Annotated in this window: 14 protein-coding genes; 10 read left to right on the top strand and 4 right to left on the bottom strand. The window is 34.0% G+C overall.

What is annotated here, in order from left to right; genetic code table 11:
• Positions 1 to 449 precede the first annotated feature (449 nt).
• From CPHY_RS17070 to CPHY_RS17055, 4 genes are all read left to right on the top strand, one after another.
• On the top strand, positions 450 to 1,016 hold the full coding sequence (locus CPHY_RS17070; RefSeq protein WP_012201298.1) for a cell wall hydrolase: 567 nt from the start codon (positions 450 to 452) through the stop codon (positions 1,014 to 1,016).
• A gap of 318 nt (positions 1,017 to 1,334) precedes the next feature.
• A complete protein-coding gene (locus CPHY_RS17065; RefSeq protein WP_012201297.1) occupies positions 1,335 to 3,032 on the top strand; it encodes a glutamine--tRNA ligase/YqeY domain fusion protein in 1,698 nt (565 codons plus the stop codon).
• 12 nt (positions 3,033 to 3,044) lie between these two features.
• On the top strand, positions 3,045 to 3,875 hold the full coding sequence (locus tag CPHY_RS17060; RefSeq protein ID WP_012201296.1) for a DUF2225 domain-containing protein: 831 nt from the start codon (positions 3,045 to 3,047) through the stop codon (positions 3,873 to 3,875).
• Between the two features lie 136 nt (positions 3,876 to 4,011).
• On the top strand, positions 4,012 to 4,737 hold the full coding sequence (locus tag CPHY_RS17055) for a DUF6062 family protein (protein WP_012201295.1): 726 nt from the start codon (positions 4,012 to 4,014) through the stop codon (positions 4,735 to 4,737).
• Positions 4,738 to 4,826: 89 nt separating this feature from the next.
• On the opposite strand, the gene CPHY_RS21005 is transcribed toward CPHY_RS17055, so the two are convergent.
• Complete coding sequence (locus tag CPHY_RS21005; protein WP_049762416.1) at positions 4,827 to 5,513, bottom strand: VanZ family protein; 687 nt, start codon at positions 5,511 to 5,513, stop codon at positions 4,827 to 4,829.
• A 392-nt stretch (positions 5,514 to 5,905) separates the two neighbouring features.
• Here CPHY_RS21005 and CPHY_RS17045 point away from each other — a divergent pair, with 392 nt between their 5' ends.
• From CPHY_RS17045 to guaB, 4 genes are all read left to right on the top strand, one after another.
• Entirely contained in the window at positions 5,906 to 6,193 is a 288-nt protein-coding gene (locus CPHY_RS17045) for a co-chaperone GroES (protein ID WP_012201293.1), read from the top strand.
• A 98-nt stretch (positions 6,194 to 6,291) separates the two neighbouring features.
• Positions 6,292 to 7,917, top strand: a complete 1,626-nt coding sequence (groL, locus tag CPHY_RS17040; RefSeq protein WP_012201292.1) for a chaperonin GroEL — start codon at positions 6,292 to 6,294, stop codon at positions 7,915 to 7,917.
• A gap of 289 nt (positions 7,918 to 8,206) precedes the next feature.
• Positions 8,207 to 8,716 carry a DUF6106 family protein gene (locus CPHY_RS17035; RefSeq protein ID WP_012201291.1) on the top strand — a complete coding sequence of 170 codons (510 nt, stop codon included), beginning with the start codon at positions 8,207 to 8,209 and terminating at the stop codon, positions 8,714 to 8,716.
• Between the two features lie 530 nt (positions 8,717 to 9,246).
• A complete protein-coding gene (gene guaB / locus CPHY_RS17030) occupies positions 9,247 to 10,701 on the top strand; it encodes an IMP dehydrogenase (protein WP_012201290.1) in 1,455 nt (484 codons plus the stop codon).
• Positions 10,702 to 10,975: 274 nt separating this feature from the next.
• Here the strand turns inward: guaB and CPHY_RS17025 are convergent, their stop codons facing one another.
• Positions 10,976 to 12,151 carry an ISL3 family transposase gene (locus CPHY_RS17025; protein WP_012198596.1) on the bottom strand — a complete coding sequence of 392 codons (1,176 nt, stop codon included), beginning with the start codon at positions 12,149 to 12,151 and terminating at the stop codon, positions 10,976 to 10,978.
• A gap of 291 nt (positions 12,152 to 12,442) precedes the next feature.
• Between CPHY_RS17025 and CPHY_RS22345 the strand changes: the two genes are divergently transcribed.
• Positions 12,443 to 12,565: a hypothetical protein gene (locus tag CPHY_RS22345; RefSeq protein ID WP_278183981.1), complete on the top strand. Its 123-nt coding sequence runs from the start codon at positions 12,443 to 12,445 to the stop codon at positions 12,563 to 12,565.
• Positions 12,566 to 12,958: 393 nt separating this feature from the next.
• Positions 12,959 to 14,647 (top strand): aryl-sulfate sulfotransferase, encoded by a 1,689-nt coding sequence (locus CPHY_RS17020; RefSeq protein WP_012201289.1) that lies wholly within the window; start codon positions 12,959 to 12,961, stop codon positions 14,645 to 14,647.
• A gap of 111 nt (positions 14,648 to 14,758) precedes the next feature.
• Here the strand turns inward: CPHY_RS17020 and CPHY_RS17015 are convergent, their stop codons facing one another.
• On the bottom strand, positions 14,759 to 15,466 hold the full coding sequence (locus CPHY_RS17015; protein ID WP_012201288.1) for a TIGR01906 family membrane protein: 708 nt from the start codon (positions 15,464 to 15,466) through the stop codon (positions 14,759 to 14,761).
• Positions 15,467 to 15,797: 331 nt separating this feature from the next.
• A complete protein-coding gene (gene fliK / locus CPHY_RS17010) occupies positions 15,798 to 17,477 on the bottom strand; it encodes a flagellar hook-length control protein FliK (protein WP_012201287.1) in 1,680 nt (559 codons plus the stop codon).
• Positions 17,478 to 17,765 lie beyond the last annotated feature (288 nt).

Genomic DNA, 17,765 nt, shown 5'->3' with positions numbered 1-17,765 from the left:
GACTGTATAAAAGTAGGATTTGCGATTAATACCAGTATGCAATTATCTACAAGTATGCAACGATTATCTATTAGGTAGGAACCTTATTAATCAAGAAGACAAGTGGAGTGTCGGTAGGAGTGAAAGCTTCTAAGGGAACACACCATTGGTCTTCTTTTTTATTGAAACAATTAAAAACTCTCCATGGGATGTGCTCTTAACTTAGGGGGGCACGACAATACAGCTGATTGGTATTAGCTATGGGAACTGAGAAATGTTATCTGAGAAATGGCAGTTAAAGGATTTGACATTATTCTACAAGAATGTTAAGATTGTTACATAAATGTTACAAACATATGAAGCACTATGTAAGATATCTTTCCAAAGAAAAGATAAATTATATGGAAAGATACATACATTCCCAAGGTAAGAACGATGACTCTTGCCGTTTTCAAGTAAGGAGAATTGATATGAAATTAAAAAAACTTATTACCCTACTATTGATCGTCTGCATATTGTCTGGTGTAGCAAGTACACCAATAAAAACAGAAGCCAGCACTGCAAAGTCCTACACTAGCTCAGAACTAAGATTATTAACTGCTATCATCTATTGCGAGGCAGGTTGGGAAAGTTATAAAGGAAAAGTTGCGGTTGGTAATGTTATTCTAAATCGTATAGATAGTAATTTATTTGATCATGTAACAACGATAAGAGAAGCAGTTTATGATTTAAAACGCTGGGGACGTCAGTTTGAACCTGCTTATAATTTAACTAAAAGTGGTAAATACACTACAAAGGGTGCACCATTAGAAGCAGCACTAAAGCTTTATGTATACGGAAACTATAAAAGTGAGGAACAAAAAAATGTAATGGCAGAATGTAAAGAAGCTGCAAAAGCCGCAATGAATGGTACGAATATAATAGGTGATTATCTATACTTTAATAGTTATGTAACGGAAACCAAAGCAAAGTGTGTGAAGGCAAAGATACCATATAAAATTATTGGGAAACATATCTTTTTTGAGAAATTCTATTAGAAATTCTTGTAATAGCTAAAGATTCACTAAACTACTAGAAGTACTAATATAAAACTTATGAAAATGGAATAATAGTTAGTAAAGAAACCTCTTCCTGGCACGATAGTAATATGCCAGGAAGAGGTTTTGTTTATGGCAAGGAAATGTACACGAAGCATGCTTTTCCTTGTTTGTGACTTAAGTCTCAATTATTACCACTACACAAGATTCTATCTTTTCTATTTGAAAAATGTGTGATATGATAAGTAGTAGATTGTAAAATTATAAGTAAATGCCATAAAGGCAGAATTATTGAGATATCATTTTAGGAGGAACATCATGGACAGCGATGTTAACAAACTAGAGGTAAATGAGGCAGTAGAGAAAGAGGTTGTCTCAAAAAACTTTATTGAACAGATCATTGATAAAGATATAGCTGAGGGACATTGTAAAAAGGTAGTAACAAGATTCCCGCCAGAACCAAACGGATATCTTCATATTGGACATGCAAAGTCCATTATTTTAAATAGTGGATTAGCGAAAAAATATGGTGGTACATTCAATTTACGTTTTGACGATACAAATCCTACTAAGGAAAAAACAGAATTTGTCGAATCTATTATTGAAGATGTAAAGTGGATTGGTGGAGATTTTGAGGATCGACTTTTCTTTGCTTCTGATTATTTTGAGCATATGTATGAAGGTGCAGTAAAGTTAATTAAAAAAGGAAAAGCTTTTGTTTGCGATTTATCTGCGGAAGAGATGAGAGAGTATCGTGGAACTTTAACAGAGCCAGGAAAGAATAGTCCTTACCGTGATCGTAGCATGGAAGAAAACCTTGATTTATTTGAAAAAATGAAGAATGGTGAGTTCCCAGATGGTTCGAAGGTACTTCGAGCTAAGATTGATATGTCATCACCTAATATCAATATGCGTGATCCAGTAATTTATCGTGTAGCGAGAATGACTCACCACAACACTGGAGATACATGGTGCATTTATCCGATGTATGACTTTGCCCATCCAATTGAGGATGCGATCGAAGGAATTACACACTCCATCTGTACGCTAGAGTTTGAAGACCATAGACCACTTTATGACTGGGTAGTACGTGAACTCGAATACGAGAATCCACCAAAGCAGATTGAGTTTGCAAAGATGTACTTAACCAATGTAATTACTGGAAAGCGCTATATCAAGAAATTAGTGGAAGATGGTGTTGTAGATGGTTGGGATGATCCAAGATTAGTAAGTATCAGTGCGTTAAGAAGAAGAGGATTTACACCAGAATCGATTCGTTTGTTTATGGAGCTCTGTGGTGTTTCAAAGAGCAATAGCTCGGTAGATTATACCATGCTTGAGTATTGTATTCGTGAGGATTTAAAGTTAAAAGCAAACCGTGTTATGGCAATCATAGATCCAATAAAGCTAATTATTACGAATTATCCGGAAGGACAAGTTGAGTATTTAGAAGCAATGAATAATCAGGAAAATGAAGAAATGGGGACAAGAGAAGTACCATTTAGTAGAGAGCTTTATATCGAAAGAGAAGATTTCATGATCGAGCCACCTAAGAAATATTTCCGTCTCTTCCCAGGTAATGAAGTTCGATTAATGAATGCTTATTTTGTAACCTGCACTGATTATAAAACAGATGATGCTGGTAATGTTACAGAAGTTTATTGTACGTACGATCCGGAAACAAAGAGTGGCTCTGGTTTTAATGCAAGAAAGGTGAAAGGTACGATTCATTGGGTATCTGCACCGCATGCAATCAAGGCAGAAGCCAGATTATATGAGAATCTAGTAGATGAGGAAAAAGGCGTTTATAGCGAAGATGGTTCCGTAAATCTTAATCCAAATTCTATTGTTGTTAGAGAGTGCTACGTAGAACCAAGCTTACAGGGTGCAAAAGCATTTGATAGATTCCAGTTCTTAAGAAATGGATTCTTTTGTGTGGATTGCAAAGATTCCACAGACGAAAAACTAGTATTTAATAGAATTGCATCACTAAAGAGCGGTTATAAGCCTGCATAAGGAGGGAATGAGATGGCCAATTTATTTTCTGGGTTAGAATCAATGGGGTTAGGAAAGCTTACCAATATGGATGTGTATGAAGCGAATGAAGGGCAACAGGGGAAATCAGATAAGGAAGATAAGCCTCAGATAACTGAGGCGGATTTTATCTTTGAAAAATCCTATACTTGTCCGGTGTGTGATATTGAGTTTAAGTCTAAGACTGTGAAAACGGGAAAAGTAAAATTAATATCCGCGGATACAGATTTACGTCCAAAATACCAGTTAGTCGATTCTTTAAAATACGATGTAGTGGATTGTCCGGTATGCGGTTATGCAGCGCTTAATCGTTTCTTTAATTTTATGACTTCGCCACAGGCAAAATTAATTAAGGCTAGCATTTCTTCCGTTTACAAAGGTGCTGCGCCAAGTGGTGATATCGTATCATACGATGAGGCTATCACAAAGCATAAGCTTGCTTTGGTTAATACCATTGTAAAGAAAGGTAAACTAAGTGAAAAAGCATATACCTGTCTAAAAACAGGTTGGTTAGTGCGTGGGAAGAAAGAATCTCTTCCTACGACTACACCAAACTACGATAAAGTAGTTGCACAGTTAGAGGCCGAAGAAGTTGACTTTTTAACAAAAGCTTATGAGGGATTTGTAGAAGCTTATTCGAAAGAAAACTTCCCAATGTGTGGAATGGATGAGGCTACCATTACATACCTTTTAGCTGATTTAGCAAGAAGAACCGGAAAGACAGAGGATGCACTTCGTTATATTTCTAAGGTAATTGTAGCTAGAGATGCCAATGAACGTATCAAAGATAAGGCAAGGCAGTTAAAAGATCTGATGAATAATTAAGAAATCTGGTGCAAAAAGTAGCTATCGATATAAAAAAGGCAATATAGCCAGAAATGTGAGATAATAAAAATTTTCACACGTAAATTAGAGCCTGCAGCTCAAAACCTGCAGGCTATGGAAAGGCTTAATTATTAATATGAAAGAGCAATTATATACTATACCAGTAAATGATGCGTTCAATAAAGAGTGTGAATGCCCTGTTTGCGAGATGTATGAAACTCTACAAAAAAATGCAATTGACTTTACCATGGGGCCAAGCTACATGGAGGAGGATGTGCGTATGGTAACGGATCAGGCTGGTTTTTGCTCCAATCATATCAAGTTACTGTATGAAAATCAGAACCGTCTTGGTTTAGCATTAATGTTAAAGACACATATGGATCGTTCTATTAAAGAGACTGAGAAACTATTACAGCAAAAGCAGGCTATGGGTGGCGGATTCTTTAAGAAAAAAGAAGGAGTTCATCCTGTTGTAGATTATACTAGAAGTTTAGAGCATACTTGTTTTGTCTGCGATAAAATAAAAGGGATGTTCGAACTTTATCTTACTTCTTTTTTCTATCTCTATCGTAAAGAAGATGAATTTAGAAAGAAGTTTCGTGCATCGAAAGGATTCTGTACTAAGCATTTTGGAATGTTGTATGATTTAGCAGAGAGGCATCTAAATGGTGCAATGTTAGAAGAGTTTCGTTCCGAAATCGGAACACTTTATGTAGATAATATGAAAAGAGTCAGAGATGACTTAGAATGGTTTACGGATAAATTTGATTATCGCTATGTCAATGAACCATGGAAGAACTCAAAAGATGCTCTTCCAAGAACAATCCGAAAGACCAATAGTGTTCCTGTAGAAGATAAATAAAGTTATCAAAAAGCGAGGACAAACGAAAAATTCCAAGTGGAAAGAATTAAGTTTCACTCTGGAATATTTTCGTTTGTCCTCGCTTCATTCTATGAAATCCAATGAAATCTCTGAAATATCTTCATAAGGAATGGTAATTTACATAGGAAAAAAGCAATTGATGCACCGCTTAGGTTTAAAATTAAGTCATCAATATCCATAACACCAAGGTTTGTTATAAATTGGGCTAACTCAATAACAGCAATAGTAAGAAACATTACACAAGCAAATGGGAGAAATTTTCTAAGCTTTTGAAACAACAGTGGTAAAAAAAAACCCATTGGTGCAAACGCGGCCAGATTACCAAAAATATTAGTGTATATAATGGATGAATTTAAGTTATCGGAATTTTTTAAATAACTCATCATAGTATGAAATGGGATAAAGTTTGTACCCGTCATAAATCTCCTTTTGATATTACTTGAAAAAGCATTTTCAAAAAAGAAATGTCTACTTGTAAAAAGTAAGTTAAGAAGTATGAGGCAATAAAACACAAAAATTAGTAATAGACCAGCTCTCATGGAATACTGTTTCCACTTTATTTCTTGAAAGGAACTAGAGAGAAGTGAGGATGCAATCAATGAGAGCAGGGTGATGCTAAAGAGCCCTAAAAAGACGCCACCCGTATCATATCCAACGTGAAAGCTTAGTACTTCCACTGCTGTAACAAGAATAAGTCCAATACAAAGTAATCCCAAGATAGCGGAAATACCGCGTTTTAATATTTTTATAACCATGCAATTTCCTCTCAATCCTATGTAGGTGTTATTCTTAGTGAAAAAACCAAGAGTTTAGTTTATAGTAGGTATGTAAAGTATTTTCTACGTTAACAATTATAACATGGTTGCAAAGAGATGTAAATTATTAGTAATTGAGTTGCTAGATGAAGAAAGGAAAAGCTGCAATTTTTATAGAAGAATCTAGTAAAACAGATGAAAAAGTATAAAAAAGTGAGAATACAAGAGTATACGAGAGTATATAATAGATAAGTAAGGTTTTTGAAACGTTTTGATTAAAAAAAGAAGTTGCACATTGAAGTAAAATTTACTAATATATACTCAACGATTAGCACTCGAATAGAGTGAGTGCTAATAACTGATATGATACAGTATTAAAGGAGGAAATAAATATGAAATTAGTGCCATTAGGAGACAAAGTTGTATTAAAGCAACTCGTAGCAGAAGAGACTACAAAGTCGGGTATTGTATTACCTGGTCAGGCAAAAGAAAAACCACAACAAGCAGAGGTTGTTGCAGTTGGCCCTGGTGGAATGGTGGATGGAAAAGAAGTAACCATGCAGGTTAAAGTTGGCGACAAAGTTATTTATTCCAAATATGCTGGAACTGAAGTAAAATTAGATGAAGAAGAATTTATCGTTGTAAAACAAAACGATATCGTAGCAATTGTAGCAGATTAATAATAATAAAGTGTGAATCATATTTTTATGATTCATATAAATAAAACGTGAAAATATAATCAGAATTATTATAAATTAAAACTTGGAGGAATACAATTATGGCTAAGGATATTAAATATAGTGCAGATGCCAGAGTAGCGATGGAAGCTGGTGTAAACAAGTTAGCAAATACAGTAAGAGTAACTCTAGGACCAAAGGGAAGAAATGTAGTTCTTGATAAGTCCTTCGGTGCACCATTAATTACAAATGATGGTGTTACTATTGCAAAAGAAATTGAGTTAGAAGATTCCTTTGAGAATATGGGCGCTCAGCTTGTAAAAGAAGTTGCTACAAAGACAAATGATGTAGCAGGTGATGGTACAACAACAGCTACTGTTCTTGCTCAAGCTATGATTAACGAAGGTATGAAAAATCTTGCAGCAGGTGCTAATCCGATCATCTTAAGAAGAGGTATGAAGAAAGCTACTGATTGCGCTGTTGAAGCAATTAGCAGTATGAGCTCAGCAATTAATGGTAAAGATCAGATTGCTAAGGTTGCTGCAATCTCTGCTGGCGATGATTCCGTAGGTGAGATGGTTGCGGATGCTATGGATAAAGTTAGCAAAGATGGTGTTATCACCATTGAAGAGTCTAAGACTATGCAGACTGAGCTTGACTTAGTAGAAGGTATGCAATTTGACCGTGGATATGTTTCCGCATATATGGCGACTGATATGGATAAGATGGAAGCAAATCTAGATAATCCATATATTTTAATCACAGATAAGAAGATCAGCAACATTCAGGAGATCCTTCCTGTTCTTGAGCAGATTGTTCAAAGTGGATCCAGATTATTAATCATCGCTGAAGATATCGAAGGCGAAGCTTTAACAACATTAGTAATCAATAAGTTAAGAGGGACATTCACTGTTGTTGGTGTTAAGGCGCCAGGTTATGGTGATAGAAGAAAGGCTATGTTACAAGATATCGCTATTTTAACTGGTGGTACTGTTATCTCTGATGAACTTGGCCTTGACTTAAAAGAAGCTACATTAGATCAGCTTGGTCGTGCAAAATCCGTTAAAATTCAGAAAGAAAACACTATCATTGTTGATGGTGAAGGAAATAAAGCAGAAATCGAAGCTAGAATTTCTCAGATTAAGGCTCAGATTGCTGAAACAACATCAGAATTTGATAAAGAAAAATTACAGGAGAGACTTGCTAAACTTGCAGGTGGTGTAGCTGTAATTCGTGTTGGTGCTGCAACAGAGACTGAGATGAAAGAGAAGAAGCTTCGTATGGAAGATGCTTTAGCAGCTACAAGAGCAGCTGTGGAAGAAGGTATTATCGCAGGTGGCGGTTCTGCTTACATCCATGCATCTAAGGAAGTTGCTAAACTTGCTGCTAAATTAGAAGGTGATGAGAGAACTGGTGCACAGATTATATTAAAAGCATTAGAAGCTCCATTATCATGCATCGCTCAAAACGCTGGTTTAGAAGGCGCTGTTATTGTTAACAAGGTTAGAGAAAAGAAAACAGGTGTTGGTTTCAATGCCCTAACTGAGAAGTATGTAGATATGGTAGAAGACGGAATTCTTGATCCTTCTAAGGTTACAAGAAGTGCTCTTCAGAATGCAACCAGTGTTGCTTCTACATTCTTAACAACAGAAGCTGCAGTTGCATCCATTAAAGAACCAGCTCCAGCTATGCCAGCAGGCGGCCCTGGCGGAATGGGTATGATGTAATTTACTGATATAAAATTAATATATCTTAAGACTTTAGAATCCATGTATAAGTATGAGTATACATGGATTCTTTCAGCGTATAGGAAATATTGTTGTAATTACCTATAAACAAGAAAAAGTACGTTTTCGATATGAAGTATATTCGCATTATTCCTTAAAAGATAATAAAGTCCTTTTACTTTTATAAATAATTTAGTATAATAAAGGTAGCAAGGAATCGTGATTCTCCTATCCGTAAGTAGCTTTAGGGGAACTCATACGGAAAAATGACATAGGAGGATGAAGTAATATGAATGAATCTTACGCAGAAGCTGGCGTGAAAAGAAAAAAATCAGCAACAACGCTTATGATTCAAATTGCTGCAGTATTTGGGATTTTAGTGGTATTCTTTGTGGGAGGAGCTATTTTAGGTAGCATCGCTACTTTTATAGCGTCAGTATTAGTGGTACTTTGTATTTTCTTTTTCCCTAGAATGAACTCCATTGAATATGAGTATGTATTTTGTGATGGTCAGTTAGATTTCGATAAGATTATGGGAAATGCAAAGAGAAAGACAGCACTTCGTATTGACTTTGAAAAGGTTGAGATCATGGCACCTGCAAAATCTCACTCCTTAGATAGTTTTAACCATATACAACAATTAAAGGTTAAAGATTTCACTTCTCAAAATCCAGAAGCTAGAGTATTTGCGATTATTGTTCGCCAAGATGGCGCAGTGACCAAAATTCTTTTTGAGCCAAATGAGAAGATGATTACGTCTATTAAGCAAAAATCTCCACGTAAAGTTGTTGAGGTATAATTTTTAAAATAGGATTAGTTTATAATGAAATAGAAAAGAGATGGTTAACACTTTGTTGTTAGTCATCTCTTTTCCTGTGCCCAGTATGGGCGCTATCGATAGGAAATTGTGTTATAATTATGAACATAAGTTTAATCTAATCATGACAATAAACATAAGATTTAATCATGACAAGGAAAAGTTTGCAAAGTGTACTTTTTTAGATTGTTGTTAAAGTTTATATTATGTTTTTAATTTTGTATATGAACTGCGGACACTTTTATACATTACAACAGTAATGTATTACTAAAAATATCAAGTTTTCTCAAAGGTATTGACAATGACCATAAAAATGAGTATACTTGTGAAAATTATTACTGTCCGCAGGCAAAAGACTCAGGGTAATCTGGAATCTTTTGGCTGATTTTTTATAACCTGCGGGCTGGTTTACTCTTACAAACGGAGTAAGGAAGAATTGAAATGGATACAATACTTACGTACGTTTGATACTTAATCTATTAATTTACAATAAAGAAAGTGAGGATATTTAAATGGGAGCAATTATCGGTGAAGGCATTACCTTTGATGATGTACTGCTTGTTCCAGCGTATTCGGAAGTAATACCTAATCAGGTCGATCTTTCCACACATTTAACGAAAAATATTAAGTTAAATATTCCTATGATGAGTGCAGGAATGGATACGGTTACGGAACATCGCATGGCTATCGCTATGGCAAGACAGGGTGGAATTGGTGTTATTCATAAGAATATGTCAATCGAAAGTCAAGCAGAGGAAGTAGATAAGGTAAAACGTTCAGAGAACGGAGTTATAACTGACCCATTTTCATTATCTCCTGAACATACATTACAAGATGCAGATGAGTTAATGGCAAAATATCGCATCTCCGGTGTACCAATTACTGAGGGTAAGAAATTAGTTGGTATTATTACAAACCGTGACTTAAAATTTGAGACTGACTTTAGCAAAAAAATTAAAGAATCCATGACAAGTGAAGGCCTTATTACTGCAAAAGAAGGAGTTACCTTAGAAGAAGCTAAGAAAATTCTTGGACAAGCAAGAAAAGAGAAGCTTCCAATCGTTGATAAAAACGGTAACTTAAAAGGTCTTATTACAATCAAGGATATAGAAAAAACAATCAAATACCCTCTAGCAGCAAAGGACTCTATGGGTAGACTTCTTTGTGCAGCAGGTGTTGGTGTAACAGCAAACATCCTTGACCGTGTCGATGCTTTAGTGAAGGCAAAAGTAGATGCTATTGTTATTGATACCGCTCATGGACATTCTGCCAACGTACTTAAGGTAGTAAAGATGGTTCGTGAAGCTTATCCAGAACTTCAGATTATCGCTGGTAATGTTGCAACTGGTGAAGCAACTAGAGATTTAATTGAAGCAGGAGTTGATTGTGTTAAGGTTGGCATCGGCCCAGGATCTATCTGTACGACACGTGTTGTTGCAGGTATCGGTGTTCCACAGATTACTGCAATTATGGATGCTTACAGTGTAGCGAAGGAATATGGTGTTCCAATTATCGCAGACGGTGGTATTAAGTATTCTGGTGATATCACTAAAGCAATTGCAGCAGGAGCTAATTTATGTATGATGGGTAGTATCTTCGCAGGTTGTGATGAGAGCCCAGGAACATTTGAATTATTCCAAGGTAGAAAATACAAAGTATATCGTGGCATGGGATCCATTGCAGCTATGGAAAATGGAAGTAAGGATCGTTATTTCCAAGCAGATGCTAAGAAGTTAGTTCCAGAAGGTGTAGAAGGTCGTGTTGCATACAAAGGTACTGTAGAAGATACTGTATTTCAGTTAATGGGTGGTCTTCGTTCTGGTATGGGTTATTGTGGAGCGAAAGATATTGAAACATTAAAAGAGACTGGACGCTTTGTTAAGATTTCTGCAGCTTCTTTAAAGGAGAGTCATCCACATGACATCCATATTACAAAAGAAGCTCCAAACTATAGTGTTGACGAATAGTAGAGGGATTTCCACAGCGAATTTTATTAATTGTAATAATGGTGGATTTGATATGCCTTAAAGAATAAAAACTCTAAAAAACTGAATTGCATCTTAATTATTAGTCGAAACCTAATAATTGAGGTGCATTTTTAATTAGGCTCTATGTCAAGTCTTGGGGTATAATTGTTATCAATCATGCTCCATTACTGGATGTAGAGCTATTTTTATATTTGGGGCCTATAACATATATTTTTGGGCATACGAAATAAACCTCGTGCCAGTCTATTGTTATTTAGTTACAAGAGTGTAAAATACGAGTACGGAAACGTTCAAAGTTTCGAATACCATAGGAAATACGTTTAAGAACTTTTATCTTATTATTAAAACCTTCTGTTGGTCCGTTTGTAATTCCATATTTAAAAGAATTTAATATTTCTTTTCCCCAGTGACGGTATGTGGCAGCACATTTTTCAAACTCTGCTATACCAGAACTTTCTGCATTGCGAATCCATTCGTAAAACTGTGTTCTCTGAAAGGAGTACTTAGTACTTTGACAAATATCATAAAACCATTCTTTCAACATATGCGCTTTTCGTAAGTCATCATTGTAATAAAGCATCAAGTCACATGCTTTTTTGTATTCGTCTTCTAGTTTATGATAGCGTGTTAAAATCAGTTTATGGCTTCGTTTATAGTATTTTCTTAAAGAAGTAGGCATTGTTTTTTGAAGTCGCTTTCTTACATTTTCAATTGCCCAGGTGACTTGACGAATAAAATGATATTTATCAATAATTACTTGTGCATTGGGGAAATAGCTATGGGCTAAATCCACATATGGCTGCCACATATCACACACAAAATATTTTACACGATATCGCTCGCTACGGTTTATATTCCGAAAATAGGCAGATAAGTGAGGTTGTGTGCGGTCAGGAAGGATATCCATAATGGAGCGCTGCTTTGGATTAACGATGATACATTGATACTTTCCAGTCTCAGCATTGCCTTTATATTCATCAATGGATATCGCGTCTTTTAAAGAAGGGCAAGTATAATGGATTGTGTCTAGAATCCTTACAATAGTAGCGGATGAAACATTGGCTTTATTAGCAACAGATTTTAGTGAAGTAGTATCTCTTAATTCATTTACTATGTATTGAGTTAAGCGAGTAGATCTTTGCTGATAACGAGCAAGGAAAGAATACTTTTCACTAAATCTTTTTCCACAAGAACATCGATAACGTCGCTTTTTTAAAACTAGGTAACAATGCTTTAGTTGAAAGGGCAAGTCCTTGATGGATTGCCAACGGTAATCATGAATTTGCTTGGTATGGCGACCACAGCAAGGACAAGTTTGTACGCTAGCCTTTGTTTCAATAAAGATTTTTACATAGGAATCCCCATGAATTATATTTTTTACTTTTACCTCTTTTAAATTTAGTAGTTTATTGATACAATAATTATGCATTTATGCAACCTCCTGGTGATTTGTTTCGAGACTGGCACTGGGAGGTTTTTTATTATTATAAAATAAAAAACGTTGGAGTAGCGAATTAATTTCACATACCCCAACATTTATTATAGAGCCTTTAATTATAAGGATTTGTTATTGTAAAGTTCCTATTATTAAGTTTTTTGATATTGTAATCAATGTACATGTATGAAATAATAGAAGAAAATTCATCTTAAATTTTGAATGAAAATGATTTAAAATAGAATTATGAAAAAATAAATTAAAGTTTTAGAGAGGAGGATATTTATGGTATTAACAGAAAAAGAATGGAGATTAAGAAAAAAGAAAATACTAAAAATAAAACAATATACCGCAATTGGACTTGCAGTCGCAATTTTTATTATGTTATTGTTGATCATTTTTACATAAATAAAAAATGTACCAGTAGCTTAAGAATTACAAACGCTAAGATATATTAAAAGCAAATTTTACACTATTTATTTTGAAAATCTTCGGTGTTAGTGATTTAAGTTAATTATCTATGTTTAGTTGTAAGATATTTGCAAGATTTTGAGTGTAAACTGGTTAACTTGGCATACAATACCTCGTAAGTTTAAGTATAATTGGGAGATAATGAATGATGAAGTATATTATTGAAACAAAACATGTTTCAATAATCAAGTACTATTGAAACAAAACATGTTTCAATAATCAAGTACTATTGAAACAAAACATGTTTCAATAATCAAGTACTATTGAAACAAAAAGCATGTTTCAATAATCGAGTATTATCGAAAATTAGCTGAACAGGAGGCAAACTATATGTTTCATTTTCGCGGTGCTATAAGATTAAATTATTATAACCGTTGTATGTTAGTTTTACTCGTAGCTACCTTTGCATTGCTCTCCTTTGGCTGTAATAGACGTTATGCAGAAGGATCTGATTCGGGTAAAAATATTTGGGGTTTTGGAAATAATGAAAATTCACCATATGAAAACACATATAAGGAAAATAAAGTAACAAATGCAGCCGAAAATTCCTATACGTTTTATTCTGCGAAAGATTTTGAAACATTGATTTTTGATTCATCAAACGTAAGGGGCGATGATATCTACTCTTTAGCTTACCAAGAGGGAGCATTAAATCAATTATTGACGATAAAAAAAAGCAAAGCTTTTACTATTGAAAATCCTTTGTTTATACAGAATCCATTTGGTACCAACTCGAATGGATTGTATGTTTATGTAGGTACACCGTCACAAAAGGTTAGGATAAGTTACAAAATATCTGTTTCAACCGAGTCTATACCAGACTTTGGAGATAGTCTTTATTTTAACCGTACAGAGGGAACAGAAGTAGAAGGCCAAATCATTGGGCTTATTGAAGGGCAAAGAAATAAAGTAATATTAATCGCTACAGACTTAAATGGTAAATTGATAAGCCAAATGGCATATTTTTTTGATATCGCTTCAACTCATGAAATGGAGACTAAATTAAATACACAGTATGGGGAACAACCAACATTTACTAGAGGTTTATTTTCTTTTTTTCATAAGGATGGAGTAAATTCTAGTTTTTTATTTTATGATAATCATGGTGTCTTAAGGGCTAATATCCCTACCAAGTATCAAAGTGAGGATGCAAAAGTTCTTCAGATAAAAAATGAGATATTTTATGCTATCAAAGAAAATGAATATATCTTATTAGATAACCTTGGAAATGTAATTAAGCGTTATACCTGGGAAGGCCATGGTAAACTTTTTGATTGTGACTATGATGATAAAAATAATAAAGTAATATTTCTAGCAAATACCGAAAATGATTCTATGATAAATAGGGGTGTTGAGCTAAATATTGCAAAAGGTGGATGGAAAGAAATTATTAATTTTGCATACCTTCTGCCGCATAGGAAATCAGAAACAAATAAAGAAGAAGGAATAGAGAAGGATTGGTTAGATTTATCCAGCATTCAATTAATAAATGGTAAAGATATATTAGTATGTTCTAAAGAATTATCTACAGTATTTCGTATCAATAATTTATATACCGGACCAGTCATTCGCTGGCTTATGAGCGGAGATAAAAATTGGAATAATAAAGAATATCAATCCATGTTATTAACAGAATTGGGTGAGACAACTACGAAAACTTCAATTGATAGCATGGACTATGAAACTAACCGAAGATTAAGTGAAGGTCAGTTTTATCTTTCTTGTATCAATTACGATACAACAGATGTTGCAAATGATACGAAGTATTCTGTTTTTTATAAATATTTGATTGAAGATAGTCAGAATCGATATCGACTAATACAGAAGATAGATTTTCCATATCATAGTGGTCATTGTAGCTCCATACTTTATGGTAATCATATTATTTTATCCTTTGATGCAGAAAAACAGTTTATCGAATATGATGAAAAAGGAAATGCTATAGCAACCTATCAAACAGGTAATAAAAAAGCCTTTTATAAGGTTTATAAATATACTATGGATCGATATTGGTTTTAAAAAAACATAGGCATCTAACAAAATAATTATCAGGATAAACAATCCAGTAATTATTATATTAGATGCCTATATTTTTATATGTATAGACTTTCTATAATCTTAAACATCAACTTAATAATAGTAGTTCATCTTAGGCTTAATAAGAGGTGTAACTTGATTTTTCTTTTTTTGATGACGATAGCACAGATACAGAATTAAACTACCAACTAATACAACGAATACAATAATTAAAGCACATTGTAAGAAATATACTTCAGGCAACAGCTCAATGATTGGATCGGTATATGGGTCAAACATCCAGTCATCATTTCGAAAGAATATTTTATGAAAGATAACAAATGAAGTATCAAAATCTATGGAACAACCGATTAATGTAATAATTGGTAGTATGATAGCTGTGATAGAAGATACCTTTAAATATCGGTAATTATTTTGTTTTTTCTTCCATGAAATAACGCCAAGTAAAAGGATTGAACTTATTAGGAACGTAATGTAAAAAAACTGAAATAAAACTTTCACTTCTTCAAAGTGAGATATGCCGGAAACGGATGACCTTAAGGTTGGGAATTTTAAAGCACCATAATAAAAAGGTGAACAATAATCAATTAAGGCATTGTAATTCGACTTTATCTCATTGATAGAAAGACCAGAGTACTTATCTAACTCAAACCAGCGAATGTTTGCATAATAAAGAGGCCTTAAATTAATTGCCAAAATGAGACCCAAAGAAATAAAAAACAAGGTCCATACAACACCGATTCCGATATCTAAACTTAAGTTGACTTTCTCTTTTTGATTTCTTCTTGAATACTTTTTCATATTAACCTCTATTCCTGTATACTAAAATTACACAAAAACAATATTCATAAAGTACATTTGTTGAATTAATTATGTTGAATTTAGGAAGCTCTATCTAATTAACTTGTTTAATTAGATAGAGCTATTATATTATAAAATCTTAATAAATTCAACCAGAGGAACTTAAGCTTTTCATAACAGAGGAACTTAAGCTTTTCATAACAGAGGAACTTAAGCTTTTCATAACAGAGGAACTTAAGCTTTTCATAACAGAGGAACTTAAGCTTTTCATAACAGAGGAACTTAAGCTTTTCATAACAGAGGAACTTAAGCTTTTCATATCAAAGGAACATTAAGCTTTCGTATCAAAGGTATAACAGCGGTATAAAGTATCTTCCTCTTCTTTTAATAGCAGTCGATCTATCGGCAATTGTTTCTTTTTCATTTTCTCAAAATCATAAGAAAGATCATATCCCATTTCTAACAAAGCATCTGTTAACTGATTGATATGTGAATTAATTAATGATAGGGACTCTTCCTGTTCCATACTTAAAGTAGCGTGTACATTTTTATTTTTAAGTCGTAGATGTATGTCCATTTCTCCTAAATGAGTCATGGTGAGATGTAATAAAATATGAAAGTTTTCTTGGTTTTCTCTTTTTTGCTTTCTTTTTGTATAAAAGAAAAGTTCACTATTGGAGAGATTTTTCGTATGCTTAACCGGTAATTGGATATATCCAAGAAATTGATTTACTGACTTCATAAAGTCGACCTGATCCCTTAGATTTTGTACCAACTCTTTCGCCTGATGAAATGTATCAGAGTTTGTATTACCGTCATTTTTCTCAAAAAAAGTTAACATACTTTCTAAATCACGAGTTAACTTACGGTAAAATTGAGGAATTCCATCTTCCTTTGTAAAGTCATTCATAGCGATAGTAAGCTTTGAGAGCAATTCCGATTTTATTAACTTTTGATATGTTGGTGATTTTATAAGCACGTTTAAAGCAGATGGCATATCACTTGGGGGTAACATTGAAGTTATTTGTGACTCTTCGCTTTGTGAGGGGGTTGTAGTACCTGCATCAATAACCTTTTGAAATAAATTTGTAATAGAACTATCTAAGGTTGTGGTTGAACCATTACTTTCTTGAAAAGAAGCTAGAGCATCTTTTGGTAAAACAGAAGATAGTAACTGAGAAAGGTTTTCTTGTTCACTTTTGGATAAGACATCAGATAGCAAAGTTAAATTGGAGGCTGATTCTGTTGTTTCCGTTAAAAATTGCCGTAATTCTGGTGCATCAATAAAGTTTAGGTTGCTATCCTTAGCGATTTGATTCAATAGGTCACGAAATTCGGGAATCGTAGTAGTAGGATCCGTTAGGTGGTTTACAACATGTTCTGGAATATCCATTGCAGTTAACGTGTTAGTTAAATGCTGCATATCTTCTTTTGAAAAATGAGTGGATAAAAGAGAATTATCAGGAATAGAAGACTCTACCGTATCATCTATAAAAAGAGATAATAACTCATGGTGAAATCCTTCCGAGACAACGGATTCTTCTGACAATAGCGTAAGAAAGGAATCAATCATATTCTGTGACTTCGTAAGAATAGAATGGTTGTTATTTTGAAAAGCCTGCATCTGATTAATTGTCTGCTGTGTGATTGGAAGCTCTAATTTTTTCATAAGAACTAAGGTTTCAATCGAAGCACTTCGATAGGTCGCAGATAATTTTAATATGTCTAAAATACTATTTTTATTAATCGAGAGTTCTTGTTGTAGTAATTCACGTACAATATTCAGATTGCGCTCTGTTTTCGGTAGTGCTGCTTCCGTAAGGGCTTTCTCTATCATATAATTAGAATCGTAAGAGATCGTTTGGGCTGGGGGTGTTGAATTTAGATTATCCATGGTAGTCGATGATGCGACTTTACCATCTGTTTCTTCTATAGGTGTTTTGGTAGCAGTTAGAGTAGTAGATTGGCTTACTCCGCTAAAACTTGATGATGTAATTGTTTGATATTCCATTAGTCTACTCCTTTGCAAATTATTATTTTAAATATTTAGTAGGTTAAGAGCGTACCACTCTATTAAGCTCAGTTAGCAAGATACCACTTTATTAAGCTTAGTTAGCCTGATACCACTTTATTAAGCTCAGTTAACATGATGCCCTTTATTAAGCTAAGTCATCCTGATACCTCTTGTACCTGTTATATCGGATAAAAGGAAAAAATACATAAGACTGATGAGTCGGTGTAAAAAGTACCAGGAGATATGCACAATTAGCAGATACGTTATGTTCAGATTACCTCTTTC

Source organism: Lachnoclostridium phytofermentans ISDg (assembly GCF_000018685.1).
GTDB classification, from domain to species: domain Bacteria; phylum Bacillota; class Clostridia; order Lachnospirales; family Lachnospiraceae; genus Lachnoclostridium; species Lachnoclostridium phytofermentans.
This window is presented reverse-complemented; position numbering and strand designations above follow the sequence as displayed.

Coding starts and splice junctions, on each gene's coding strand:
- CPHY_RS17070 (WP_012201298.1), top strand. CDS start 450: ATGAAATTAAAAAAACTTATTACCCTACTATTGATCGTCTGCATATTG.
- CPHY_RS17065 (WP_012201297.1), top strand. CDS start 1,335: ATGGACAGCGATGTTAACAAACTAGAGGTAAATGAGGCAGTAGAGAAA.
- CPHY_RS17060 (WP_012201296.1), top strand. CDS start 3,045: ATGGCCAATTTATTTTCTGGGTTAGAATCAATGGGGTTAGGAAAGCTT.
- CPHY_RS17055 (WP_012201295.1), top strand. CDS start 4,012: ATGAAAGAGCAATTATATACTATACCAGTAAATGATGCGTTCAATAAA.
- CPHY_RS21005 (WP_049762416.1), bottom strand. CDS start 5,513: ATGGTTATAAAAATATTAAAACGCGGTATTTCCGCTATCTTGGGATTA.
- CPHY_RS17045 (WP_012201293.1), top strand. CDS start 5,906: ATGAAATTAGTGCCATTAGGAGACAAAGTTGTATTAAAGCAACTCGTA.
- groL (WP_012201292.1), top strand. CDS start 6,292: ATGGCTAAGGATATTAAATATAGTGCAGATGCCAGAGTAGCGATGGAA.
- CPHY_RS17035 (WP_012201291.1), top strand. CDS start 8,207: ATGAATGAATCTTACGCAGAAGCTGGCGTGAAAAGAAAAAAATCAGCA.
- guaB (WP_012201290.1), top strand. CDS start 9,247: ATGGGAGCAATTATCGGTGAAGGCATTACCTTTGATGATGTACTGCTT.
- CPHY_RS17025 (WP_012198596.1), bottom strand. CDS start 12,151: ATGCATAATTATTGTATCAATAAACTACTAAATTTAAAAGAGGTAAAA.
- CPHY_RS22345 (WP_278183981.1), top strand. CDS start 12,443: ATGGTATTAACAGAAAAAGAATGGAGATTAAGAAAAAAGAAAATACTA.
- CPHY_RS17020 (WP_012201289.1), top strand. CDS start 12,959: ATGTTTCATTTTCGCGGTGCTATAAGATTAAATTATTATAACCGTTGT.
- CPHY_RS17015 (WP_012201288.1), bottom strand. CDS start 15,466: ATGAAAAAGTATTCAAGAAGAAATCAAAAAGAGAAAGTCAACTTAAGT.
- fliK (WP_012201287.1), bottom strand. CDS start 17,477: ATGGAATATCAAACAATTACATCATCAAGTTTTAGCGGAGTAAGCCAA.